Source organism: Rhodoferax sp. ZS1R8 (genome assembly GCF_056521325.1).
In genome coordinates, this window is sequence record NZ_JBWMBA010000003.1 from 158,744 (window position 1) to 184,158 (window position 25,415).

Genomic DNA, 25,415 nt, shown 5'->3' on the forward strand with positions numbered 1-25,415 from the left:
TTTATCCTTTGGGTGGCCGAAACTAATTTCTTTAATTTCAACCATTAAATTCAAAGTTGAGACACGCAACTGGCCACCCGGCCAGTGACACTCTGAATAGCTCTCCATTATAACCTGATACCACCCCATGACAATGATTCGTCCCAGCCGGGATTCCGACATAGCCGCCATCTCCGCCATTTACACGCACCACGTGCTGCACGGCACGGGCACATTTGAGACTACGCCGCCCACTGAGCAGGACATGGCATCACGGCGTGCCGACGTGCTGTCCAAAGGCCTGCCCTACCTGGTGGTAGAGACCGCGGGTGAAGTGTTGGGTTTTGCCTACTGCAACTGGTTCAAGCCCCGCCCGGCCTACCGTTTCTCAGCTGAAGACTCCATTTACCTGGCCCCCGCCGCCGCGGGCAAAGGCCTGGGTCGCCTGCTGCTGGAAGAGCTGATGGCGCAGGCCGAGCGTGCCGGCGTCCGTAAACTCATCGCCGTGATCGGCGACTCTGCGAACCTGGGCTCGGTAGGTGTGCACAAGGCCTGCGGCTTTCAGCCGGTTGGCGTACTGGCCAACTGCGGTTGGAAGTTCGACCGCTGGCTGGACGTGGTGTTGATGGACCGCGTCATCGGCCTGGGCAGCACACAGGCTCCGGCACAATCCGGGACATGAAAAACAAAACCCTGGCCACTTGGCTGACCTTTGCAGGCGGCCCGCTTGGCCTGCACCGGCTATACCTGTTTGGAATCGCGGATCGCCTGTTGTGGCTGCTGCCCCTGCCTACGCTGTTGGGCATCTACGGTGTGTACCGCGCCCGCACATTCGGTCTGGAAGACCAATGGAGCTGGGTACTGATTCCCCTGCTGGGACTAACCATTGCTGCCTGCGCCATCAATGCGCTGGTCTACGGCCTGATGGCCGCCGAAAAATGGAACGCCCGATTCAACCCCGGCTCGGGGCCCGAGGCTCCTGCAGGGCAAACCAATTGGCTGACCATTGGCGCCTTAGTCGTATCCCTACTGCTAGGCACTACGGTGCTGATGGCCAGTCTGGCCTTCAGCTTCCAGCGCTACTTTGAGTACCAGATCGAAGAGGCCAAGCTGATTTCTCAGCCCAACCTGACTAAAAAATCTGCAGACTGATCCAGTAAGCTACCGCAGCCATGAAGGCGCTGGCCGGTATCGTGAAGATCCAGGCCCACACAATGTTGCCCGCCACGCCCCAACGCACGGCGCTGGCGCGCTGCGTGGAGCCCACGCCCACAATCGCACCGGTGATGGTGTGCGTGGTAGACACCGGGATGCCCATGGCGGTCGCCAGGAACAGCGTGATGGCGCCACCGGTCTCCGCACAGAAACCGCCCACCGGTTTAAGCTTGGTGATCTTCTGGCCCATGGTCTTCACGATGCGCCAGCCACCGAACATGGTGCCGGCGCCGATGGCCGTGTAGCAGCACAGAATGACCCAGGTGGGGGGCGACGTCGCCCCAGCCGCGGTGTAGCCCGTCGCGATGAGCAGCATCCAGATAATGCCAATCGTCTTTTGCGCATCGTTACCGCCGTGTCCTAGGCTATAGGCCCCGGCAGACACCAATTGCAAACGCCGGAACCATTTGTCCACCTTGGACGGCCGGGTCCGGCGAAATATCCATGCCACGGCCACCATCATCAGCGATCCCAGCAAAAAGCCCAGCAGTGGCGACACGAAAATGAACACTACTGTTTTCAAAATACCGGCAGACAGCAGGGTGCCCGCACCCGATTTGGCAATCACCGCACCAACAATGCCACCAATCAGCGCGTGCGACGAACTGCTGGGTATGCCGTAGTACCAGGTAATCACATTCCAGGTAATGGCACCCAGCAACGCACCAAACACGACATGGGTATCAACAACACCGGGCTGCACGATGCCCTTGCCCACAGTGGCAGCCACGCTGAGCTGGAATATGAAGATGGCCACCACATTAAAAAATGCGGCGAACAGAATGGCCTGCCCGGGCTTCAGCACGCCAGTGGATACCACCGTTGCGATCGAATTGGCGGCATCGTGGAAGCCGTTCATGAAGTCAAACAACAATGCCAGCACGACCAGCATCACGACTACCCACAGGGCCGTTGGTACGATTTCCATAGCGGTGCTTGTCAGTAACAAATCAGGAGTTCTCGAGGATGATGCCCTCGATCACGTTGGCTACGTCTTCACACTTGTCGGTGATGGTTTCCAACAGCTCATAAATCGCCTTGAGCTTGATCAGCTCGCGCACGTCTGGCTCTTCGCGGAACAGCTTGCTCATCGCGGTCCGCATCACGCGGTCAGCGTCAGACTCCAGGCGGTCAATTTCTTCGCAGGTTTTCAGCGCAGCTTCGGCGGTATTGGGCTCGGCGATATGGCCCAGCAGCTTGACCGCGTCGCGCAGGCGCTCGCAACATTTCACGCTGAGGTCGGTCAGGCGCACGATTTCTTCGGTCATGTGGCGCACGTCGTACAGGGCCATGGTTTCGGCAGAGTCCTGGATCAGGTCTGCCACGTCGTCCATGGTGTTGATCAGCGAGTGGATCTGCTCGCGGTCAATGGGCGTGATGAAGGTGATGTGGATGGCTTTGTTGCACTCGTGCGTGACACGGTCGGCCGCGCGTTCGGCGTCGTCCACTTCCTGGTTGTATTTGGCACGCAAATCCAGGTCGTTGTAGTTGGCCACCAGCCGGGAAAACGCATGTGCAGCCTCCACGATGCGGTCCGCGTGCTGGTTGAACATCTCAAAAAAATTGCCTTCACGGGGCAGGAGTTTTCCAAACAACATCGCGATTCCTTCAACCTAACAACAAATTCATGACATTTTCATGACGGCGCAGTTTAACCGGCCCCGGTTGGCTCTGGCTCCGGACCAGTCGGCCTAGGCGTTTTGCTCCGTGTCCCCCAGGCTTCGCCCTCCTCCTTAACCTGCGCAAAACGCCTAGGCCGACTGATCCTCCGAGTTTGAGTGCGTTACTGGCTTTACACGCAGCCTTGGCCCCCAACGACCCTCGAGCATCAGGCCAGGGGTGGCCGTTTTGCGCAGGTAAAGGAGGAGCCCGAAGGGCGGGGGACACGGAGCAAAACGGCCACCCCTGGCCTGATGCGGGCGGGAAACAAAACCGTGACACAAAACAAAAGCCCCGCAGCTTGCACCACGGGGCTTCGGGATCGAACGAAAAGTGGAAGGCTTACGCCGGCACACCATCCTTCACCGTATTAGCCATATCGGTGTAATCCTTAACCTGGTCAAAGTTCAGGTACTGGTAAATCTTGTCGCTGGCTGCGGTCAAGACGCCCATGTCGGCCATGTACTCAACCTTGGTCGGAATGCGCCCCAGCTTGGAACAGATGGCGGCCAACTCGGCGGAACCCAGGTACACATTGCTGTTCTTGCCCAAACGGTTGGGGAAGTTGCGGGTAGAGGTGGAGAACACCGTCGCGCCCTCCTTCACCTGCGCCTGGTTACCCATGCACAGGCTGCAACCCGGCATTTCCATACGCGCGCCTGCAGAGCCCAATACCCCATAGTGGCCTTCTTCGGTCAACTGCTTGGCGTCCATCTTGGTCGGCGGCGCCATCCACAGCTTGACCGGGATGTCGCGCTTGTTTTCCAACAGCTTGGACGCTGCGCGGAAATGGCCTATATTGGTCATGCACGAGCCGATGAACACTTCGTCAATCGCAGCGCCAGCCACTTCGGACAAGGTCTTCACATCGTCCGGATCATTGGGGCAAGCCACGATAGGTTCGTGGATGTCGGCCAGATCGATCTCGATAACAGCAGCGTATTCCGCATCCGCATCGCCCTTGAGCAACTGGGGATCGGCCAACCAGGCTTCCATCGCCTTGATGCGGCGGTTGATGGTGCGCACATCGGAGTAACCCGTCGCGATCATCCACTTCAACATCGTGATGTTGCTGTTGATGTATTCGATGATGGGTTCCTTGTTCAGGTGCACGGTGCAACCACCGGCGCTGCGCTCGGCCGAGGCGTCGCTCAACTCGAAAGCCTGCTCTACCTTCAGATCTGGCAGACCTTCGATTTCCAAAATGCGGCCCGAGAAGATGTTCTTCTTGCCCTGCTTGGCCACGGTCAGCAGACCGGCCTTGATGGCGTACAGCGGAATGGCATTGACCAAATCACGCAGCGTGACACCAGGCTGCATCTTGCCCTTGAAACGGACCAGCACGGACTCGGGCATGTCCAAAGGCATAACACCCGTGGCCGCGCCAAACGCCACCAACCCGGAACCTGCTGGGAAGCTGATGCCAATGGGGAAACGGGTGTGGCTGTCGCCGCCGGTGCCCACGGTGTCGGGCAGCAGCATGCGGTTCAACCAACTGTGGATGATGCCGTCACCGGGACGCAGGGGCACGCCGCCACGGGTGCTGATGAAGTCAGGCAACTCGTGGTGCATCTTCACGTCCACGGGCTTGGGATAAGCAGCCGTGTGGCAGAAGGATTGCATGACCAGATCAGCGCTGAAGCCCAGGCAGGCCAGGTCTTTCAACTCGTCGCGGGTCATGGGGCCGGTTGTGTCTTGCGAACCCACACTGGTCATCTTGGGCTCGCAGTAGGTGCCAGGACGCACACCTTGCTGGTTGCCGTTGACGACTGGCAGACCGCAGGCGCGACCGACCATTTTTTGCGCCAGAGTGAAACCCTTGTGCGTATTGGCCGGGTTGTGTGGCAAACGGAACAGCGTGCTGACCGGCAGGCCCAGCGCTTCGCGCGCCTTGGTGGTGAGGCCACGGCCAATGATCAGCGGAATGCGGCCACCAGCACGCACTTCGTCAAACAACACCTCGCTCTTGACCGTGAACTCGGCAATCACTTTGCCATCCTTCAACGCCTTGCCGTCGTAGGGGCGCAGTTCGATGACGTCACCCATCTCCATCTGGCTCACGTCCAACTCGATCGGCAATGCGCCGGAGTCTTCCATGGTGTTGTAGAAAATCGGAGCAATCTTGCTGCCCAGACACACGCCACCAAAACGCTTGTTTGGCACAAAGGGAATGTCTTCGCCGGTGAACCACAGCACGGAGTTGGTGGCCGACTTGCGCGATGAGCCTGTGCCCACCACGTCACCCACATAGGCTACGAGGTTGCCCTTGGCCTTCAGGCTTTCAATGAACTTGACCGGGCCGCGCTTGCCGTCTTCCTCGGGCACGATGCCGGGGCGTGCGTTCTTGTGCATGGCCAGCGCGTGCATCGGAATGTCGGGGCGGCTGAAGGCATCGGGCGCGGGCGACAGATCGTCGGTATTGATTTCACCGGCGACCTTGAATACTGTCAGCGTGATGCTGGCTGGCACTTCCGGGCGGCTGGTAAACCACTCGGCATCGGCCCAGCTTTGCAGCACGGCCTGGGCATTGGCGTTGCCCTTGTCGGCCTTTTCCTTGACGTCGTGGAACTGGTCGAACATCAGCAAGGTCTTCTTCAGGCCCTCGGCGGCTTGCGAGCCCACGGACACGTCGTCCAGCAGATCGACCAACGGGCTGATGTTGTAGCCACCCAGCATGGTGCCCAACAGTTCAGTCGCACGTGCGCGGCTGATCAGCGAGCAGATCTCCGTGCCGTGCGCCACGGCGGCCAGGTAGCTGGCCTTGACCTTGGCCGCATCGTCCACGCCGGCGGGTACGCGGTGGGTGATCAGCTCCACCAAAAAGGCTTCTTCGCCCGCTGGCGGCGCCTTCAACAGCTCGATCAACTCGGCGGTTTGCTGGGCTGACAAGGGCAGCGGTGGGATGCCCAGGGCAGCACGTTCGGCCACATGGTCACGGTAGGCTTTCAACATCGTATTCACTCCTTCTTATGCAACACAAATTACTCGCTAGCCCTCGTGGAATGGGCGTAGCCTGCTATCTATTTTGATTTCTTCTTGCCCTTGGCCTTGGGTGGTGGCTCCGGGTTGGGCACCAATTCCTGCACCGGTCCACCGGCGCCGATCGGCACCAGCGCGTCCTTGGGGGCGTCCAGCAAACCTGGCTGGGGGTTGCGCTCCAGCGCCTGGGCTACCAGCAACTGGTCAGGGTTCATGCAGTCATCGGCCAGGCGCTTGCCCTCTTTCTGGTTCATCAACATGGACTTGTTGCCCAGCTGCAGCCATACCGCGCCACTGGACTCTTCTTCCAGCCGCACGGCTCCGGTGCTGGTCACCACCGGCAGCAGCACGTAACGCTTGCTGGCCATGTCCAGGAAAAAACGGCCAGGCGAATGTTCATCGTTCGTCATCGTGACCACGGCACCCAGTTCGCAGTTGATCTTGCCGACCAGCACCCGATTGGAAATGGCCAGTTGCTCGGCGGATAGGACCACCGGCTCCAGGACCTTGGGCTCGGCGTGCTTGGCAGGCGCATGGGTGGCCTTTGCTACCGGTTTGCTGGCAGCTTTGTCCGCCGCGGCGGCAGGAAAGGCCACGGCCATTGCCAACAGAAGCAGGCCAGGTGTGAATAGTTTCGTCATGTAGATGTGTCCTCGTTTTTTTAATGGTGAACCCGAGACGGGAAATACTGGCGCACAGACTCAGGCAGTGCGCAACCGGTTTGGCAGGCCCGCTCCAGCACCTGCCAGAAATACCGGAAGCTGGCACGGTCATGCAACTTGCCATCAACCGCAATAGGCGCCCAATCAGCAGCGCTGGCTTGCGCGATGATCCGCGCGGCCAAACCGATGTCGGCTTCCGACGGCGTAAATGCCCGCAGGATGGGCCGGATCTGCGACGGGTGGATGCTCCACATGCGCGTGTAGCCAAAGGACGTGGCCGCAGTCTGGGCAGCGCGCTCAACGACGCTGGCATCGCGTAATTCGGTCACCACGCAGTGGGAAGGCACCTTGCCGGCCGCGTGGCAGGCACTGGCAATGTCCAGCTTGGCCCGCACGACCAATGGATGGTGGAATTGGTCCAGCGTCTGGCCATCCTCCGCCGTGCGCACGCCCATGGCCGTGTGGGGAATGGCGCCGGCGTGGGCCGACACGAAATCCATCAAACCGAAGCTGAGGGACTCCACCCTAGGATGGGCGGCAATCTCAAACGCGCGGTGTGCCGCGGCTGGCGACTCTATCAACACGTGCAGTGGCAAATCGCCGTCCCGCTGGCCAGGGCGCACGGCGGCATCGATGGCGGCGACGGCAGTTTGCACATCGGCCAGCGATTCCACCTTGGGAACCATGATGTAACTCAAGGATTGGGCTGCCCCACCCACGACGATGTGCACATCGGCCGAAAAGGCTGGGTGGTCCACCGCATGCAGACGAACGCCTACACGTCGCGTCAGCTTTCTTGCTATCAATTCAGGAGCTGCTTGCGCGCGGCTGGCGAGGGCTGCAACCAGATTTGCCTGATCACGCTCGCCGCCTACGGGAGCTCCGTCTTCGCAGTCCAGCGTCACGTCAAAGACGCAAACGCCGAACTCCTGGGTCATTTCTGCCTGCAGTTGCAGGCTCTTGACCATCCGCGCTTCGACACCGCTGTAGTGGTCGCAAACAGGTAACAAGCCTGTCGCGCCCTGGGCGCCTAGAAGGATTTCCCGCGGATGCATTTACACAGGCCCTCTAACGCGTGCGGCACCCTCGCGTGCCACCGCAGAACCGGCTTTGCCGGGCTGCTGGTGGCGCCCCCTTGAGGGGGAGGCGCCGCAGGCGCTTCGGGGGTGGGTCATTTCACAGCAGGTGGGCGACGCCGGCTTGCTCGTCTTGCAGTTCTTTCAGCGTGACGTTGATGCGCTCCTGGCTGAACGCGTCCACTTCCAGGCCTTCGACCAGCTTGTATTCGCCGCCTTCGCAGGTCACGGCAAAACCGAACATGGTGTCCTTGGGGATGCCGTACTGGCCGTCCGATGGGATACCCATCGTGACCCACTTGCCATTGGTGCCCAAGGCCCAATCGCGCATGTGGTCGATGGCGGCGTTGGCAGCAGACGCTGCGGACGACACGCCACGGGCAGCAATGATGGCCGCGCCGCGCTTACCGACGGTGGGCAGGAAGGTGTCTTTGTTCCAAACTTCGTCGTTGATCATGGTCTTGACGCTCTCACCGTTGATGGTGGCGAAGCGGTAGTCGGCGTACATCGTCGGCGAGTGGTTGCCCCACACGGTCATTTTTTCGATATCGGCCACGGCCTTGCCGGTCTTGGCGGCGATCTGGCTCAGGGCACGGTTGTGGTCCAGGCGCAGCATGGCGGTGAAGTTCTTGCGTGGCAGGCTGGGCGCGCTCTTCATCGCGATGTAGGCATTGGTGTTGGCGGGGTTGCCGACGACCAGCACCTTGACGTTACGGCTGGCAACCTTGTCCAGGGCCTTGCCTTGGGCGGTAAAGATTTCGGCGTTGACGGCCAGCAGTTCGGCACGCTCCATGCCGGGGCCACGCGGGCGCGAACCGATCAGCAGTGCATAGTCCACATCCTTGAACGCGGCCAGCGGATCGCTGTGCGCTTCAATGCCCACCAGCAGGGGGAATGCGCAATCTTGCAACTCCATGATCACGCCTTGCAGGGCTTGCTGGGCCTTCTCAACCGGCACTTCCAACAGGCTCAGCACCACAGGCTGGTCTTTGCCCAGCATTTCGCCCGAGGCGATGCGGAACAGAATGGCGTATCCGATTTGACCGGCGGCTCCGGTAACGGCGACGCGAACGGGCTTTTTGCTCATGGTGATAACTCCAGGAAGTGTTGTAAAAACGGCGACTGTCCGGGGACCCAAGCAAAAGGCTGAATCCTTCAGAATGTCTCCGAGTTTACCCTCGAAATAGTCGCGAAGTCAATTTGTCTTATGTCTTATATAAGATATGATTGCACTAAGATCCAAGCTGACCCCCAGCTGACTTCCACACGCCATTTCCATGTCCGCCACGCCCTCTTTGCACAACGACAGCGCTGCCGCCCCCGGTACGGCGGGCGGTGAATCCATTGCGTCGGCACAACCCACGCCGGCCTTCAGCCCGCTGTACCAGCAGATCAAGGTGCTGATTCTGCAAAGCCTGCAAGCTGGCGAATGGAAGCCCAGCACGGCCATCCCGAGCGAGATCGAGCTGGCCGGTCGCTTCAAGGTCAGCCAGGGCACGGTGCGCAAGGCGATTGACGAACTGGCGTCCGAGAACCTACTGGTCCGCCGCCAGGGCAAGGGCACTTTTGTTGCCACCCATGCCGAGCGCCAGATCCAGTACCGATTTCTGAAGCTGATTCCCGACAATGGCGACCCCAGCAGTGAGGGCCCGGCGCAGCGCCACATCATCGACTGCAAGCGCACGCGTGCCTCGGTCGAGGTGGCCAAAGCCTTGGCTATCCGTACCGGTGACGCCGTGTTGCAAGTCCGTCGCGTGCTGTCGTTTGCCGCCACGCCAACCATCCTGGAAGACCTGTGGCTCCCGGCAGCGCCCTTTAAAGGCTTGACCGCGGAGCGCCTACGGGACTACAACGGCCCGATGTATGCGCTGTTTGAGACTGAATTTGATGTCCGCATGGTCCGCGCCGAGGAAAAAATCCGGGCCGTGTTGCCAGATGCCGAGCAATGCGAACTGCTGAAAACAGATGCACAGACCCCGCTGCTCAGCGTGGAACGCATCGCCTACACCTACAACGATGCGCCTATGGAAATGCGCCGGGGCTTGTACCTGACCAGCAAGCATTACTATCGAAATGCGCTAAATTGACCAGGTTAATGGTGCAAGTCCAGCGTCAGCCTGCTGCAGTGCAATAGAATTTTGATCCGCGCCAGCAATAATTACATACGGTTACCTACTGAAAGCCCATCCATGTCTGAGCTCACTCCTACACCCCGGGCCAAGCGGCCCGAGTTCCGAAACATCAACGCATTTACAGACTTGCCAACCTACCGCATGACGGTAGCTGCCATCGTCTCGATACTGCACCGCGGCAGCGGGCTGTTCATGTTTTTGCTGATGCCTTTCATCATCTGGATGTTTGACACCTCGGTCAGCTCCGAGATTTCTTTTGCACGGTTTACCTCTGCCTTCAACAACGGCATTGGCTTTGTGCCCGGCTTTTTCGTCAAGCTGGCGGCCCTGCTGCTGATCTGGTCCTACCTGCACCACTTCTTTGCAGGTCTGCGCCACATCCGCATGGATTTGTTCCACACCGTCAGCAAGGAAGCGGGCCGCTCCACCGCCCAATGGACCCTGGCGCTGAGCCTGGGTCTGACCGTGGTTTTCGGCGCCAAATTGTTTGGGCTGTATTGAACGCTACAACTCTCTGCTTCTGCCCCCATTTTTCTACCTAGGAACTGAACATCATGTCTGTTAACTACGGCTCCAAGCGCATCGTCGTTGGCGCGCACTACGGTCTGCGCGACTGGCTGGCCCAACGTGTCACCGGCTTGCTAATGGCACTCTTCACGCTGATCGTATTGGCCCAAATCCTGTTGCGCAAAGGCCCCATGGGCTATGACAAATGGGCTGGCATCTTCTCCACCCAGTGGATGAAGACGCTGACCTTCTGCGTCATCATCTCGCTGCTGTACCACGCTTGGGTTGGCATGCGCGAAATTTTCATGGATTACATCCAACCGGTGTATGTACGACTGGCCTTGCAGGTGTTTGCCATTGTGTGGCTCGTGGCTTGTGCGGGCTGGGCCATCCAGGTCCTGTGGCGCCTTTGATTCCACCGAACAATCGAGATTGAACCCATGACCTACTCCCCTGTAACCCGAAAATTTGACGTCGTTATCGTCGGCGCCGGTGGCTCCGGCATGCGTGCATCGCTGCAACTGGCACGTGCCGGTTTGAATGTGGCGGTGCTGTCCAAAGTGTTCCCCACCCGCTCGCACACCGTGGCTGCCCAAGGTGGCATCGGTGCAAGCTTGGGCAACATGAACGACGACAACTGGCACTACCACTTCTACGACACCGTGAAGGGCTCCGACTGGCTCGGCGACCAAGATGCCATCGAATTCATGTGCCGCGAAGCACCCAAGGTCGTCTACGACCTGGAACACATGGGCATGCCTTTTGACCGCAACCCCGACGGCACGATTTACCAGCGCCCGTTTGGCGGCCACACCGCCAATTACGGCGAAAAGGCTGTGGAGCGCGCCTGCGCTGCCGCCGACCGCACCGGCCACGCCATGTTGCACACGCTGTACCAGCAAAACGTTGCGGCCAAGACCAGCTTCTTCGTGGAGTGGATGGCGCTGGACCTGATCCGCGACGCCGAAGGCGATGTGGTCGGTGTGACGGCTTTGGAAATGGAAACCGGTGACCTGCACGTGTTGCACGCCAAGACCGTGCTGCTGGCAACCGGTGGAGCCGGACGCATCTTTGCAGCCTCCACCAATGCCTTCATCAACACCGGCGATGGCCTGGGCATGGCGGCACGCGCCGGCATCCCCTTGCAAGACATGGAATTCTGGCAGTTCCACCCCACCGGCGTGGCGGGCGCTGGCGTGTTGCTGACCGAAGGCTGCCGTGGCGAAGGTGCCATTTTGCTGAACAGCAATGGCGAGCGCTTCATGGAACGCTATGCGCCCACGCTGAAGGACCTGGCACCGCGCGACTTCGTGTCCCGCTCCATGGACCAGGAAATCAAGGAAGGCCGTGGCTGTGGGCCCAACAAGGATTACGTGCTGCTGAAGCTGGACCACCTGGGCGCTGAGACCATCCACAAACGTCTGCCATCGGTGTACGAAATTGGCGTCAACTTCGCCAACGTCGACATCACGCGCGAACCCATCCCCGTCGTGCCGACCATCCACTACCAGATGGGTGGCATCCCCACCAATATCAATGGCCAGGTCGTCACACCCAAGGGTGATGTGCATAACGCTGTCGTCAACGGTTTGTACGCGGTGGGCGAATGCTCCTGCGTCAGCGTACACGGCGCCAACCGCCTGGGCACCAACTCGCTGCTGGATTTGCTGGTATTTGGCCGCGCGGCCGGCAACCACATCGTCGATTTCGCATCCAAGACCAAGGCGCACAAACCACTGCCCAAGGATGCGGCCGACCGTACCTTGGCGCGCCTGGCACGCCTGGACAACTCCAGCACCGGTGAATATGCACAAAACGTGGCCGACGACCTGCGCGCCAGCATGCAACTGCATGCCGGTGTGTTCCGCACCCAGAAGAGCATGGACGAGGGCGTGGTCAAGATCGCCGACCTGCGCAAGCGTGTCGATGCGATCACGCTGAAGGACAAGTCCAAGATCTTCAACACCGCACGCATCGAAGCGCTGGAAGTGGACAACCTGATCGAGGCCGCGCAAGCCACCATCGTGTCTGCCGCCGCCCGCCACGAGAGCCGCGGTGCGCACACCGTGGACGACTACAGCGACAGCCCAACATACCCCAACGGCCGCAACGACGTCGAATGGCACAAGCACACGCTGTGGCATAGCGAAAGTAATTCGCTGAGCTACAAGCCCGTACAAATGAAACCGCTGACGGTTGACTCCGTGCCGCTCAAAGTAAGGACGTTCTAATCATGACCAAACGCACTTTCTCCATCTACCGCTACGATCCGGACAAGGACGCCAAGCCCTACATGCAGGACATCGAGGTCGAACTCGATGGCCACGAACGCATGTTGCTGGATGCCCTGATGAAGCTCAAGGCCGTGGACCCCACGATCTCCTTCCGCCGCTCCTGCCGCGAAGGCGTGTGTGGATCGGACGCCATGAACATCAACGGCAAAAACGGTCTGGCCTGCCTGACCAATATGCTGACCTTGCCCGGCAAGATTGTGTTGAAGCCCTTGCCCGGCCTGCCTGTGATCCGCGACCTGATCGTGGACATGACGCAGTTCTTCAAGCAATACAACTCGATCAAGCCCTATTTGATCAACGACACCGTGCCGCCCGAAAAGGAGCGCCTGCAGAGCCCCGAAGAGCGTGAAGAGCTCAACGGCCTGTACGAATGCATCTTGTGCGCGAGCTGCTCCACGAGTTGCCCCAGCTTCTGGTGGAACCCTGATAAGTTTGTAGGCCCTGCCGGTTTGCTGCAGGCCTACCGTTTTCTGGCCGATAGCCGCGACCAGGCCACCGGTGAACGTTTGGACAACCTGGAAGACCCGTATCGCCTGTTCCGCTGCCACACCATCATGAACTGCGTGGATGTGTGCCCTAAGGGACTGAACCCCACGAAGGCGATTGGGAAGATCAAGGAAATGATGGTGATGCGTACCGTATGAATATGGCCTCCACGCTTGTCACTGCGTGTACTGCGCTGCCCCCCGAGGGGGCGAATCTTCCTAGGGGCGGCCCGTCGGAAGATTGCATGGCGCGCGATGACGAACTGCTGGATGAACGCGCTCTAAGCAAACTGCGGTGGCGGTGCCGCCGCGGGCTGCTGGAGAACGATTTGTTCATCGAGCGATTCTTCAAGAATTTCAGCGAATCGCTGACAGTAGGCCAAGGCCATGCATTGGGCCTGTTGATGGATTTGAGCGACAACGATTTGTTGGACGTGCAACTTGCACGTAAATCGTTGGCACAGGTATCAGAGACATTAGACCGCGAAGACGGTGTGCACGAAGTTTTGAGTATGTTGAGAAAAAACTGTTGAAAGGTCGAAAATGAAATTAGCTGACAACAAAGCCACGCTGTCTTTCAGCAATGGCAGCCCCAGCGTCGAACTGCCGGTATACCAAGGCAGCGTCGGCCCCGATGTTGTGGACATCCGCAAGCTGTACGCGCAGACCGGCATGTTTACTTACGACCCGGGCTTCTTGTCCACCGCGGCGTGCCAGTCAGCGATCACTTATATCGACGGCGACAAGGGTGAGCTGCTGTACCGCGGCTACCCCATTGAGCAGTTGGCTACCAACTGCGATTTCATGGAAACCTGCCACCTGCTTTTGTACGGGAACCTGCCCAATGCGGCTGGCAAGGCCGACTTCACACGGCGCGTGACCCAGCACACCATGGTCAACGAGCAGATGCAGTTCTTCCTGCGAGGCTTTCGCCGTGATGCGCACCCCATGGCCATCATGACCGGCCTGGTCGGCGCCCTGTCGGCCTTCTACCATGACAGTACCGACATCACCAATCCAGAGCACCGCGACATTTCCGCGATCCGCCTGATTGCCAAGATGCCGACCCTGGTGGCGATGGCGTACAAGTACACCGTAGGCCAGCCCTACATGTACCCGAAGAATGAACTCAGCTACGCTGGCAATTTCTTGCACATGATGTTTGCCACGCCGTGCGAGCCTTATGTGGTCAACCCCGTGATCGAGCGCGCGATGGACCGCATCTTCACGCTGCACGCTGACCACGAACAAAACGCGTCCACCTCCACCGTGCGCCTGTGCGGCAGCTCGGGCACCAACCCGTTTGCAGCCATTGCGGCCGGTGTGGCGTGCCTGTGGGGCCCTGCCCACGGCGGCGCCAACGAGGCCTGCCTGAACATGCTGGAAGACATCCAGAAGATGGGCGGCATCAGCAAGGTGGGCGAATTCATGGAGAAGGTCAAGGACAAGAGCTCCGGTGTCAAGCTGATGGGCTTTGGCCACCGCGTCTACAAGAACTACGACCCCCGCGCCAAGCTGATGCAAGAGACCTGCAAGGAAGTGCTGGCCGAGTTGGGGCTGGAAAACGACCCGCTGTTCAAGCTGGCCATGGCGCTGGAAAAGATCGCGCTGGAAGACGACTACTTCGTGCAGCGCAAGCTCTACCCCAATGTCGACTTCTACTCGGGCATCGTGCAGCGCGCCATCGGCATCCCAATCCCCTTGTTCACCGCGATCTTTGCGCTGGCCCGCACCGTAGGCTGGATTGCCCAGTTGAACGAAATGATCGGCGACCCCGAGTACAAGATCGGCCGTCCACGTCAGTTGTTCACAGGCTCTGAAAAGCGCGACGTCGCGCCTATCGCTCAGCGCTAAACAGGCGCACCTGACAAAAAGCCCGCTGGCGGTCAACACCAGCGGGCTTTTTTAATTGCTACATATTTGATAGCTGGCTACGCGCATTCCACGAGGGCTAAAGGCACTTTTCCGGCGGGTATTGCGCCTTAACCCCTAAGGACACAGCCTAGGCATATCCAGCCATGCGCCCGTCCTGGGTAAACATGGTTTGCCACATCTACCATCGCAAAGCACGATGCCAAATCACACAATACTTTGAGATAATGTTTAACACATCGCTATTGGCGATGGCACCAACGTCCCATGAACACCCCCGACCGCAGTTTCGCCCGCCGCATAGACCTGACCTCGCTTCAGCTCTTTGCCGCTGTGTGCGAACTGGGCAGCATTGGCAAGGCGGCGCAGCGGGAATTCATTGCGCCATCTGCCCTGAGCAAGCGGCTCAGCGATCTGGAGGCCACGCTGGGCAGTGCGTTGCTGCACCGCCACTCGCGCGGTGTGCACCTTACTCCCGCGGGGCAGAACCTGTTGCACCACGCACGCGCCGTGTTGTTCAGCCTGGAGCGCATGCAGTCCGAATTCAGCGAATATGCCGACGGCGTGCGTGGCCAGGTGCGGGTGCATGCCAGCATTTCGGCCACTGTGCAGTTTTTGCCCGAAGACCTGGGCGCATTCATCCGCGTGCACCACGGCGTCAAGATCGATCTGGAAGAGCACCTCAGCAGCGAAGTGTTGCGCGCAGTCCAAGAAGGTGCGGCCGACCTCGGCGTCTGCAACACAGCCGACGGTGTGGGCGAACTGCAAACCCTACCTTACCGGCAAGACCAGTTGGTGCTCATCGTACCCACGGGCCATGCGCTTGCCGCCCAGACCAATGTGGCGTTTGAAGAAACCCTGGCCTTTGACCATGTGGGGCTGCACTCCAACAGCTCCATCTATGTGGCCATGCGCCAGGCCGCTACCGCGCTGGGCCAGAGCATCAAGCTGCGCATACAGGTCAGCGGACTGGACGCCATGGGCCGCATGATCCTCAACGGCTTGGGCATTGGCGTGATGCCCTTGCGCGCTTTTACGCTGATGCACAGCGCGGTTGGACTCACCGCCGTGGCCTTGACCGACGCCTGGACCACGCGCCGCATCGAGCTGGTGGCCCGCGACTTCTCCACGCTGCCGCGCACAGCGCGTCTGCTGGTAGACCACCTCACCGCCGCTAACCACACGATGACCCCGCAGCCCGGGGCCACGGCCTAAAATTGATTTTCATAAGGAAGACCTCACCATGGCACGCACGCTCTACGACAAACTCTGGGACGACCATGTGGTCCACACCGAAGACGATGGCACGGCCATCCTCTACATAGACCGCCATCTGGTCCACGAAGTAACCAGCCCCCAAGCCTTTGAAGGCCTGCGCGTGGCGGGTCGCAAGGTCTGGCGCGTCAGTTCCATCGTGGCAACGGCCGACCACAACACCCCCACGACCGGATGGGAGCGTGGCTACGACGGCATTACCGACCCGACCAGCAAAGAACAGGTCATGACGCTGGACTCCAATATCGGCGAGTTCGGATCTGCGGCTTACTTTCCCTTCCTGTCCAAACGCCAGGGCATCGTCCATGTCATCGGGCCTGAGAACGGCGCGACATTGCCCGGCATGACGGTCGTCTGCGGAGACTCGCACACGTCCACCCACGGCGCGTTTGGTGCACTGGCCCACGGCATTGGCACCAGCGAGGTGGAGCATGTGATGGCCACGCAAACCCTGCTGGCCAAGAAGGCCAAGAACATGCTGGTCAAGGTGGAAGGCTCGGTCGCCCACGGCATCACGGCCAAGGACATCGTGCTGGCCATCATCGGCAAGATCGGCACGGCCGGCGGCACCGGTTACACCATCGAATTTGGCGGCTCAGCCATCCGCGCCCTCTCCATGGAAGGTCGCATGACGGTCTGCAATATGGCTATCGAAGCCGGTGCGCGTGCGGGCCTGGTAGCCGTGGACGAGAAAACCATTGACTACGTGAAGGGCCGCCCTCTCGCCCCCGGTGCCAATGCGAGCAGCCCGGAAGCGGCTGCCGTGGAATGGGACCAGGCCGTGGCATTCTGGAAGACACTGCACTCCGACGCGGGTGCGCATTTCGACACCGTGGTCGAGCTGGACGCCACGCAAATCGTGCCCCAAGTCACTTGGGGCACGTCGCCCGAAATGGTGCTGGGCATTGATGCCCGCGTGCCTGACCCGGACAAGGAGAAGGACGCCAACAAGCGCGGCGCCATCGAACGTGCCCTGACCTACATGGGCCTGGAGCCCGGCAAAGCGCTGGACGATTTATTCGTCGACAAGGTGTTTATCGGCTCCTGCACCAACAGCCGCATCGAAGACATGCGCGAAGCGGCAGCAGTCGTGAAAAAACTCGGTCAAAAAGTCGCCAAAAACATCAAGCTGGCGATGGTGGTTCCAGGCTCGGGTCTGGTCAAGGATCAAGCCGAGCGCGAGGGCTTGCACGAGATCTTCAAGGCCGCTGGTTTCGAATGGCGCGAACCCGGTTGCTCCATGTGCCTGGCCATGAACGCCGACCGGCTGGAGCCGGGCGAGCGCTGCGCCTCCACCAGCAACCGCAATTTCGAGGGCCGCCAGGGCGCCGGTGGTCGTACCCACCTGGTCAGCCCGGCCATGGCGGCTGCGGCTGCCATCCACGGCCACTTTGTCGATATCCGAAAATTCAGTTAACCCAACCCACCGAGGACACCACCATGAAAACCATTGCTTCCGCAGTCTGTGTATCCGCCCTATTGCTACTGGGCGCCTGTAACACCGTCAAAGGTGTAGGGCAGGACGTCCAAAAAGTTGGCGAAAAAATCGAGGATGCTGCGGCCAAGAAAAAATGAACAAATTCACCATCCACAAGGGCCTGGTTGCGCCCATGGACCGCGAGAACGTGGACACGGATGCCCTCATCCCCAAGCAGTTTCTCAAATCCATCCGCAAGACCGGCTTTGGCGAAAACCTGTTTGATGAATGGCGTTACCTGGACGCGGGCTTTCCCGGCCAGGACCCGACCAGCCGCAAACCCAACCCCGACTTTGTGCTGAACCAGTCGCGCTACAAAGGCGCATCCATCCTGCTGGCGCGCAAGAACTTTGGCTGCGGCTCGTCACGGGAACACGCGCCGTGGGCGCTGGACCAGTATGGCTTTCGCGCCATCATTGCGCCCAGCTATGCAGACATTTTCTTCAACAACAGCTTCAAGAATGGCTTGCTGCCCATCGTGCTGAGCGAATCGTTGGTCGACCAGTTGTTCAGCGAGGCCTTGGCCTTCCCCGGCTACCAGCTCAGCATCGATCTGGAGCGCCAGGTCGTCGTCAAGCCCCAGGGTGAAGAAATTCCGTTTGACGTGCAGGCTTTCCGCAAATACTGCCTGCTCAACGGGTTTGACGACATTGGCCTGACGCTGCGCCACGCCGACAAGATCAAGGCGTTTGAAGCCGACCGTCTAGCGAAAAAACCGTGGCTAGCCCTCACCATGACTGCATAAGCAGCTATCAAAAAAATAGCAACCCTGAGGAAGGTAACGCGTAAAACGCGCGCCCTACCCTCACCTTACCTCAAAGTTCGAATATGAAAATCGCAGTCTTGCCGGGTGACGGCATTGGTACCGAAATCGTGGCCGAGGCCGTCAAGGTCTTGAACGTGCTCGACCTGAAGCTGGAAATGGAAAGCGCACTGGTCGGTGGCGCAGCTTACGAGGCGCATGGTCACCCGCTGCCCGAGTCCACGCTTAAGCTGGCCAAAGAAGCCGACGCCGTGCTGTTTGGCGCCGTGGGCGACTGGAAATACGACAAGCTGGACCGCCCCTTGCGCCCGGAGCAAGCCATCCTCGGCCTGCGCAAGAACCTGGGACTGTTCGCCAACTTCCGCCCTGCGATTTGCTACGAGCAATTGGTCGGCGCCTCCAGCCTCAAGCCCGAGCTGATCTCGGGTCTGGATATTTTGATCATCCGCGAGCTGACCGGCGACATCTACTTCGGCCAGCCGCGCGGCCGCCGCATCGCCACCGATGGCCATTTCCCCGGTGCCGAGGAAGCCTTTGACACCATGCGCTACAGCCGCCCAGAGATCGAACGCATTGCCCACGTCGCCTTCCAGGCTGCGCGCAAACGCAAGGCATCGGGCAGTGAAGGTCGCGTGACCAGCGTGGACAAGGCCAATGTGCTGGAAACCTTCCAGTTCTGGAAAGACGTGGTCTCCGAAGTCGGCTTGCAATACCCCGACATTGCGCTGGACCATATGTACGTGGACAACGCCGCCATGCAACTGGTCAAGGCGCCCAAGCGTTTCGACGTGGTGGTCACCGGCAATATGTTTGGCGACATCCTGTCGGACGAAGCCTCTATGCTGACCGGGTCGATTGGCATGCTGCCATCCGCGTCGCTGAATTCCAGCAACCAGGGTCTGTACGAACCGAGCCACGGAAGTGCGCCGGATATCGCTGGCAAGGGCATCGCCAATCCGCTGGCCACCATCCTGAGTGCGGCCATGATGCTGCGTTTCAGCCTGAACCAGGAAGCTTCCGCATTGCGCATCGAAGTCGCCGTGCAAAAGGTACTGGCGCAAGGCCTGCGCACCGCTGACATTTACAGCGAAGGCACAACCCGTGTCAGCACGCGTGAGATGGGCGACGCGGTCGTCAAAGCGCTGTAATCCACCAAAATTCCTCGCTTACAATCAGCGCATGCATATCTCTCGCCCCGTTTCCCTTGTACTGCCCTTCTGCGGCAGCACAGGCGCGTGGGCCGGTGTATCGTCGGCCCTGCCTGCGACCACCAAGACGACAACCATTAAAGGCTAAGCAGCCCGGTTCGTCGCGCGCCCCTCCCGGCCAGACGAGCCGGGCAGACCAAATTCTCGTTTGTTGAATTTTTCTGAAAGGGCAATGTCATGAAGGTAGGTAATCTCGTCGCTGGAGGCTCACAGCCCCTGGTGGGTCTGGTCGGATGGCGCGGCATGGTGGGTTCGGTTCTGATGGACCGTATGCAAACCGAAGGCGACTTCGATTTGATTGAACCCGTGTTCTTCTCTACGTCCAATTCCGGCGGCAAAGCCCCGGCTCAGGCCAAGAACGAAACCACGCTGCAAGACGCCTTCAATATTGACGCCCTGAAGCGCTGTGACATCATCATCAGCGCCCAAGGTGGCGACTACACCACCGAAGTCTTTCCCAAATTGCGCGCCGCCGGCTGGAATGGCCACTGGATCGATGCGGCCTCCACACTGCGCATGGACAACGACGCCGTCATCATCCTGGACCCGGTCAACATGCCCGTGATCCAGAAGGCGCTGGCCAACGGCGGCAAGAACTGGATCGGCGGCAACTGCACGGTCAGCTGCATGCTGATGGGCGTTGGTGCGCTGTACAAGGCCGGTTTGGTGGAATGGATGAGCACCCAGACCTACCAGGCAGCATCCGGTGGCGGCGCGCAGCACATGCGCGAACTGCTGACCCAGTACGGCACGCTGAACGCCGAAGTCAAAGCCTTGCTCGACGACCCCAAGAGCGCCATCCTGGAAATCGACCGCAAGATCGTTGCTAAGCAGCGAGCACTAACTTCCGCAGAGACCGCCAATTTTGGCGTACCGTTGGGCGGCTCCTTGATCCCCTGGATCGACAAGGATCTGGGTATCGGGAAAAACCAGGGCGAACCTGGTTGGGGCATGTCCAAGGAAGAATGGAAAGGCATGGCCGAGACCAACAAGATCATGGGAATGGGCGAAGGCTTCAGCACCCCCGCGGTCCCCGTGGACGGCTTTTGCGTGCGAGTGGGCGCCATGCGCTGCCACAGCCAGGCGCTGACCTTCAAGCTCAACAAGGATGTCTCGGTGGCCGACCTGGAAGCCATGATGGCCGCCGATAACGAATGGGTCAAGGTAGTGCCCAACACCCGGGAAGCCACCATCAAAGACCTGACTCCTGTCGCCGTGACCGGCACGATGACCATTCCGGTGGGCCGGGTGCGCAAGCTGGCCATGGGTCCGCAGTACGTTGGCGCCTTCACCATTGGCGACCAATTGCTGTGGGGAGCCGCGGAACCACTGCGCCGGATGCTACGTATTTTGCTGTCAGCGTAATAAATTCCAACCCGGGAGCATCGGCACAGATTACACTCCCGGGTCGTTGTCTCAAGGCAACAAAAGAGTACCGGGATCAGGGTCCGCTGACACCGCTTGCAAACTTAAGCGCTTTCTTAGCTTGTCAGCCTAAGACATTGATGTTATGGTACTTTTTACGTTTTGAGAGTCTGGCTATTGGGCCGCAAACAAGCATAGTAATTGCGGCTCGCGAGCAGCACCGGAGGCATATAAATTGATAGCAAAGTCACATCGTTGGCAAAAAACCGCTGTAGCGGCTGCGGCCATTGCGCTACTCGGCCTTTCCACCTCTGGGGCTTGGGCGCTGTCGCTTGGCCGCATCACGGTTCAGTCAGCTTTGGGCGAACCCCTGCGGGCTGAAATCGAAGTTCCCGATATCAATGCCGAAGAGGCTTCTTCCTTGAAGGCTGGCGTGGCCTCTCCCTCGGCCTTTGCCGCCGCCGGACTGGAATACAACGCAGCCATGACAAGCCTGCAGGCCAGCCTGCAACGCCGCGCCGATGGCCGAGCCTACATTCGCCTGAGCAGCGATCGCCCCATCAACGACCCGTTTGTGGACATGATCATCGAAGCCAGCTGGTCTTCGGGACGCATCCTGCGCGATTACACGATGTTGTTTGACCCACCGGTGACGCGCCGTGCAGCCCCTGCACCCGCCACACTGCCGCAAACTTCTACAGCCGCTACCAGTCCCAGCATCATGCGCCAGCAGCCGCCGGCGGCTACCGAGCCGTCGCGCAGCGGGGCACCCACACGTCCTACCGCTACCAGCCCTGCGCAGAAGCCTGCGGCAATGGCAGCGCCAGACGATGCCAAACGCGTAGTCGTCAAGGCCGGCGACACTGCTGGCAAGATTGCCGCCAACGCCAAGCCTGCGGGTGTGTCGCTGGATCAGATGCTGGTAGCCATGCTGCGCACCAACCCCGACGCCTTTGTCCGCAGCAACATCAACCGCATCCGTGCAGGCGCTGTCATGGAGATGCCTAGTGCCGAGCAAGCCCTGGCGCTGTCGGCAGCGGAGGCCTCACAAACCGTCATTGCGCAAAGCAGGGATTTCAACGAATTCCGACGCAATCTGGCAACCAATGCACCCGCAGCGGCCGTAGCCGCACCCACGCGCAAAACCAGCGGCGCCATCGACACCAAGGTCGAAGACAAGAAGGCCGCGACAGTCACACCGGACAAGCTCACCCTCTCCAAGGGATCAGTCCAGACCAAGACAGACGACGCCAAGATCGCCAAGGAGCGCGCCGAAAAAGATGCAGCCGCCCGCGCCAGCGAGATTGCCAAGAACATCAGCGACCTGAAAAAGCTCGGCAGTGCAAGCGCCCCAGCAGCACCCGCCGCTGCCGTAGTGGCATCGCAACCCAAACCAGTGGCTGCGCCTGCGGTCCCGGCGATTGCGGTTGCCGCCCCCCCGCCCGTGCCCGTGCCAGTTGCACCTCCGTCGACACCTGCGGTCACACCAACGCCCGTTCCGGCGCCAGTCGCCGCATCGGCACCGGCATCAGCTGCCGCCTCTACACCTGCGTCCGCACCGGCATCAGCCGCAGCACCCGCAGCTTCCGCTCCATCCAAGCCCAAAGCCGTCGTACCCGTTCCTCCTCCGCCCATGGAAGAGCCGAGCTTGATGGATGAAGTGCTGAGCAATCCATGGCTGCCCTATGGCGCCGCTGGCTTGCTGGCGCTGCTCGGCGGCTTTGCTGTCTGGCGCACCCGCCAGCGCAAGAACAGCCAGTCCCACATGGACAGCTCTTTCCTGGAAAGCCGTTTGCAACCGGACTCGTTCTTCGGTGCCAGCGGCGGTCAACGGGTGGACACCAACAATGAGAATTCGGTCACTGGTTCGTCCATGGTCTACTCCGCCAGCCAGCTTGACGCTGCGGATGATGTAGACCCAGTCGCCGAAGCAGATGTCTACCTGGCCTACGGTCGTGACCTGCAAGCCGAAGAGATCCTGCGCGAAGCGGTACGTACCAACCCGGGCCGCTTGGCAATCCACACCAAGCTGCTGGAAATTTTTGCCAAACGCCGCGATGCCAAGAACTTTGAAGCCTCGGCGACCCAAGCCTTCGCTCTGACCGGCCCCAACAGTCCTGACTGGACCCGCATTTGCGAAATGGGCATGGGCTTTGATCCCGGCAATCCGCTGTACCAACCAGGTGGTGCACCCTCCGCAGGTGCTACCATCGCCGCGCCATCCACGTTTGGCAACAGCACCATCCCGCAGCCAGCGCGTGCGGATGCTGGCGATTCGGCCCCGGGTGTTGACCTTGACCTGGACCTGGACTTCTCGCTTGACGACGAGCCCGCCAACCCCATGGGCGAACTCAACAGCAAAGAAAGCTTCAGCCAAGCCAGGGTCGAACAAACCATCAAGATGCCCGCTGCGCCCGGTTCTGATGCCCACGCGCCGATGGACATGGATATGGATTTCGAGATGCCGGCAGAAGAGCCCGCACATGCGCCACCTGCCCATGTTGCTGCGCCCGTGCTGCACGAAGCGCCTAGCGCATTGCCTGAGATCTCGCTGTCGATGGACCTGGATGACCATACGTACGAGCCGTCCCCCCCGCTGCCTGAATTGAATGCAGCCCCGCCTGCCCCAGTAGTCTCTGCTGCTTCGCCCGCTGCAGCCAAAGACTCTGGCATGTTGGAGTTTGACCTTGGCTCCTTGTCGCTGGACCTGGATGGCCCTGTCTCCGAGCAACCTACCGCGTCGGACAACCTCAGCGAAGACCCGCTGGAAACCAAGCTCGCGCTGGCCGATGAGTTTGTCTCCATCGGTGACGAAGACGGCGCCCGTGCGCTGATCGAGGAAGTCGTTGCCGAATCCACCGGCGAGATGCGCGCCAAGGCGCAACGCGCACTGGCCAACCTGAGCTAAACCCGCCCTGGGCGGGGCGCTCCTGACGCATACACATTTGACGTGAGGGTCGCGCTAGGTATCAGCTACAACGGACAGGCCTACCAGGGCTGGCAGAGCCAGCTCTCAGGCCTGACCGTACAAGATAAGCTGGAGAAAGCGCTGAGCAAGTTTGCCGCCCAGCGCGTATCCACTCTTTGCGCTGGCCGTACCGATTCTGGTGTGCATGGCATCATGCAGGTGGTGCACTTTGATACCCCCTTGGAGCGCGACACCTACTCCTGGGTGCGCGGCACCAATGCCAATCTGCCGCGCGATATCGCCGTGCAGTGGGCCGTCATCCCACCAGAAGGATTCCATTGCCGCGCCTGCGCCACGTCGCGCCGCTACGCCTACGTGCTATACGAATCCGTGATCCGCCCAAGCATTGACCAGGGCCGCGTGGGCTGGGCCTTTCGCTCCTTGGACGCCGCTGCCATGCGCCGCGCCGCTGATATTCTGTTGGGCGAGCACGATTTCACTTCGTTCCGCGCCTCCCAATGCCAGGCGCTGAGTCCCGTCAAGAATCTGACGGAGATTGCGTTCAGCAAGCGTGGCTCCTACTGGCGTATTGAATTTGAAGCCAACGCCTTCCTGCACCACATGATCCGCAACATCATGGGCTGCCTGGTACAGATTGGCCAGGGCAAAAAACCGCCCGAGTGGATGGCCGAGGTGCTGGCCGCCCGCGACCGCCGTGCCGCCGCGCCCACCTTCTCGCCTGACGGCCTGTACTTCCTCGGCCCACGCTACGACGCAAAATGGGGCATACCTGATCGAGCGCCTGCGTATGATGGGTTGCCATGACACTTCACACACGCACTCGAATCAAAATCTGCGGCTTGACCCGCGAAGACCAAGTTGACGCAGCCGTCGCCGCCGGCGCCGACGCGATTGGCTTTGTGCTCTATGCGAAAAGCCCCCGTGCCGTCACCATCGAGCGCGCCGCACAACTGGCCAAACGCCTCCCCCCGTTTGTGACGCCCGTATTACTGGTCGTCAATGCTCCTGCTACAGAAGTAATAGCAGCATGTTCAATGGTTGCCGGGGCTACCGTGCAATTTCACGGAGATGAAAGTCCCCAGGACTGTCATCTGGCCACCTCGGAGAGCAGGCGCCCGTGGCTGCGCGCAGCACGCATTCCGCTGGACGAATCCGCGTCCCGCTTCGACCTCGTACAATTCGCCAACGATTACTCAAACGCCCAGGCCATTCTGCTCGACGCCCATGTCGACGGATTCGGCGGCGGCGGCAAGGCATTCAATTGGTCACTTCTTCCTCCAAGCGTCAACGCTCACCTCGTCTTGAGTGGTGGACTCACACCTGCAAACGTGGGCGACGGAATCGCGCTCGTTCGGCCGCGCTGTAAGTCGTTGGCCGTGGATGTGAGCTCCGGCGTAGAAGCCGTCGACGCTCAGGGCAAGCCCCTCAAGGGCATCAAAGACCCCGCAAAAATTTTCCAGTTCGTGGCCGCCGTGCGCGCTGCGGACCAGCAATTTCAGTAATTCCCGCTACGGACGGCACCCAGTGCCATTCCGTTC

Annotated in this window: 24 protein-coding genes; 18 read left to right on the forward strand and 6 right to left on the reverse strand. The window is 60.2% G+C overall.

Annotated features, from left to right (window positions below; all coding sequences use genetic code 11):
- Positions 1-127 precede the first annotated feature (127 nt).
- Together AC097P_RS11635 and AC097P_RS11640 are read left to right on the forward strand one after the other, a co-directional pair.
- Positions 128-661 carry an N-acetyltransferase family protein gene (locus AC097P_RS11635; protein ID WP_479610579.1) on the forward strand — a complete coding sequence of 178 codons (534 nt, stop codon included), beginning with the start codon at positions 128-130 and terminating at the stop codon, positions 659-661.
- Positions 658-1,131, forward strand: coding sequence for a hypothetical protein (locus AC097P_RS11640; RefSeq protein WP_479610580.1), 474 nt, complete (start codon positions 658-660; stop codon positions 1,129-1,131). Before AC097P_RS11635 ends, AC097P_RS11640 begins: the two co-directional genes overlap by 4 nt.
- On the opposite strand, the gene AC097P_RS11645 is transcribed toward AC097P_RS11640, so the two are convergent.
- The 6 genes from AC097P_RS11645 to AC097P_RS11670 all read right to left on the reverse strand — a co-directional run bounded on the left by AC097P_RS11645 (position 1,112) and on the right by AC097P_RS11670 (position 8,657).
- Positions 1,112-2,122 (reverse strand): inorganic phosphate transporter, encoded by a 1,011-nt coding sequence (locus AC097P_RS11645; RefSeq protein WP_479610581.1) that lies wholly within the window; start codon positions 2,120-2,122, stop codon positions 1,112-1,114. The two genes, AC097P_RS11640 and AC097P_RS11645, sit on opposite strands and share 20 nt — an antisense overlap.
- Positions 2,123-2,144: 22 nt before the next feature.
- Positions 2,145-2,792, reverse strand: a complete 648-nt coding sequence (locus AC097P_RS11650) for a DUF47 domain-containing protein (protein WP_479610582.1) — start codon at positions 2,790-2,792, stop codon at positions 2,145-2,147.
- Between the two features lie 403 nt (positions 2,793-3,195).
- Positions 3,196-5,805: a bifunctional aconitate hydratase 2/2-methylisocitrate dehydratase gene (locus AC097P_RS11655; RefSeq protein ID WP_479610583.1), complete on the reverse strand. Its 2,610-nt coding sequence runs from the start codon at positions 5,803-5,805 to the stop codon at positions 3,196-3,198.
- Positions 5,806-5,873: 68 nt separating this feature from the next.
- A complete protein-coding gene (locus AC097P_RS11660; protein WP_479610584.1) occupies positions 5,874-6,473 on the reverse strand; it encodes a hypothetical protein in 600 nt (199 codons plus the stop codon).
- 20 nt (positions 6,474-6,493) lie between these two features.
- On the reverse strand, positions 6,494-7,549 hold the full coding sequence (locus tag AC097P_RS11665) for an HpcH/HpaI aldolase/citrate lyase family protein (RefSeq protein ID WP_479610585.1): 1,056 nt from the start codon (positions 7,547-7,549) through the stop codon (positions 6,494-6,496).
- Positions 7,550-7,670: 121 nt separating this feature from the next.
- Positions 7,671-8,657, reverse strand: coding sequence for a malate dehydrogenase (locus AC097P_RS11670; RefSeq protein ID WP_479610586.1), 987 nt, complete (start codon positions 8,655-8,657; stop codon positions 7,671-7,673).
- A gap of 190 nt (positions 8,658-8,847) precedes the next feature.
- On the opposite strand from AC097P_RS11670, the gene AC097P_RS11675 reads away from it, so the two are divergent.
- From AC097P_RS11675 to AC097P_RS11750, 16 genes are all read left to right on the forward strand, one after another.
- On the forward strand, positions 8,848-9,657 hold the full coding sequence (locus AC097P_RS11675; RefSeq protein WP_479610587.1) for a GntR family transcriptional regulator: 810 nt from the start codon (positions 8,848-8,850) through the stop codon (positions 9,655-9,657).
- 102 nt (positions 9,658-9,759) lie between these two features.
- The gene (gene sdhC / locus AC097P_RS11680) at positions 9,760-10,203 is read left to right on the forward strand and encodes a succinate dehydrogenase, cytochrome b556 subunit (protein WP_479610588.1); all 444 of its coding nucleotides are present in this window, start codon (positions 9,760-9,762) and stop codon (positions 10,201-10,203) included.
- A 53-nt stretch (positions 10,204-10,256) separates the two neighbouring features.
- A complete protein-coding gene (sdhD, locus tag AC097P_RS11685; RefSeq protein ID WP_479610589.1) occupies positions 10,257-10,622 on the forward strand; it encodes a succinate dehydrogenase, hydrophobic membrane anchor protein in 366 nt (121 codons plus the stop codon).
- Positions 10,623-10,649: 27 nt separating this feature from the next.
- A complete protein-coding gene (gene sdhA / locus AC097P_RS11690; RefSeq protein WP_479610590.1) occupies positions 10,650-12,440 on the forward strand; it encodes a succinate dehydrogenase flavoprotein subunit in 1,791 nt (596 codons plus the stop codon).
- Between the two features lie 2 nt (positions 12,441-12,442).
- Complete coding sequence (locus AC097P_RS11695; protein ID WP_209396820.1) at positions 12,443-13,147, forward strand: succinate dehydrogenase iron-sulfur subunit; 705 nt, start codon at positions 12,443-12,445, stop codon at positions 13,145-13,147.
- A gap of 86 nt (positions 13,148-13,233) precedes the next feature.
- Positions 13,234-13,521, forward strand: coding sequence for an FAD assembly factor SdhE (locus AC097P_RS11700; RefSeq protein WP_479610591.1), 288 nt, complete (start codon positions 13,234-13,236; stop codon positions 13,519-13,521).
- 10 nt (positions 13,522-13,531) lie between these two features.
- The gene (gltA, locus tag AC097P_RS11705; protein WP_479610592.1) at positions 13,532-14,842 is read left to right on the forward strand and encodes a citrate synthase; all 1,311 of its coding nucleotides are present in this window, start codon (positions 13,532-13,534) and stop codon (positions 14,840-14,842) included.
- 285 nt (positions 14,843-15,127) lie between these two features.
- Positions 15,128-16,075: a LysR family transcriptional regulator gene (locus tag AC097P_RS11710; RefSeq protein WP_479610593.1), complete on the forward strand. Its 948-nt coding sequence runs from the start codon at positions 15,128-15,130 to the stop codon at positions 16,073-16,075.
- A 28-nt stretch (positions 16,076-16,103) separates the two neighbouring features.
- Positions 16,104-17,552: a 3-isopropylmalate dehydratase large subunit gene (gene leuC, locus AC097P_RS11715; RefSeq protein WP_479610594.1), complete on the forward strand. Its 1,449-nt coding sequence runs from the start codon at positions 16,104-16,106 to the stop codon at positions 17,550-17,552.
- Between the two features lie 23 nt (positions 17,553-17,575).
- Complete coding sequence (locus tag AC097P_RS11720) at positions 17,576-17,710, forward strand: entericidin A/B family lipoprotein (protein ID WP_479610595.1); 135 nt, start codon at positions 17,576-17,578, stop codon at positions 17,708-17,710.
- Positions 17,707-18,357 (forward strand): 3-isopropylmalate dehydratase small subunit, encoded by a 651-nt coding sequence (gene leuD, locus AC097P_RS11725; RefSeq protein WP_479610596.1) that lies wholly within the window; start codon positions 17,707-17,709, stop codon positions 18,355-18,357. The genes AC097P_RS11720 and leuD overlap by 4 nt, the downstream gene beginning before the upstream one ends.
- 83 nt (positions 18,358-18,440) lie before the next feature.
- Positions 18,441-19,523 (forward strand): 3-isopropylmalate dehydrogenase, encoded by a 1,083-nt coding sequence (gene leuB, locus AC097P_RS11730; protein WP_479610597.1) that lies wholly within the window; start codon positions 18,441-18,443, stop codon positions 19,521-19,523.
- Between the two features lie 237 nt (positions 19,524-19,760).
- Positions 19,761-20,948 carry an aspartate-semialdehyde dehydrogenase gene (asd, locus tag AC097P_RS11735; protein ID WP_479610598.1) on the forward strand — a complete coding sequence of 396 codons (1,188 nt, stop codon included), beginning with the start codon at positions 19,761-19,763 and terminating at the stop codon, positions 20,946-20,948.
- Positions 20,949-21,183: 235 nt separating this feature from the next.
- Entirely contained in the window at positions 21,184-23,856 is a 2,673-nt protein-coding gene (locus AC097P_RS11740) for a motility hub landmark protein FimV (RefSeq protein ID WP_479610599.1), read from the forward strand.
- Positions 23,857-23,898: 42 nt separating this feature from the next.
- Positions 23,899-24,681, forward strand: a complete 783-nt coding sequence (gene truA, locus AC097P_RS11745; RefSeq protein ID WP_479610600.1) for a tRNA pseudouridine(38-40) synthase TruA — start codon at positions 23,899-23,901, stop codon at positions 24,679-24,681.
- Positions 24,678-25,379, forward strand: a complete 702-nt coding sequence (locus tag AC097P_RS11750) for a phosphoribosylanthranilate isomerase (protein ID WP_479610601.1) — start codon at positions 24,678-24,680, stop codon at positions 25,377-25,379. The genes truA and AC097P_RS11750 overlap by 4 nt, the downstream gene beginning before the upstream one ends.
- Positions 25,380-25,415: the final 36 nt, after the last annotated feature.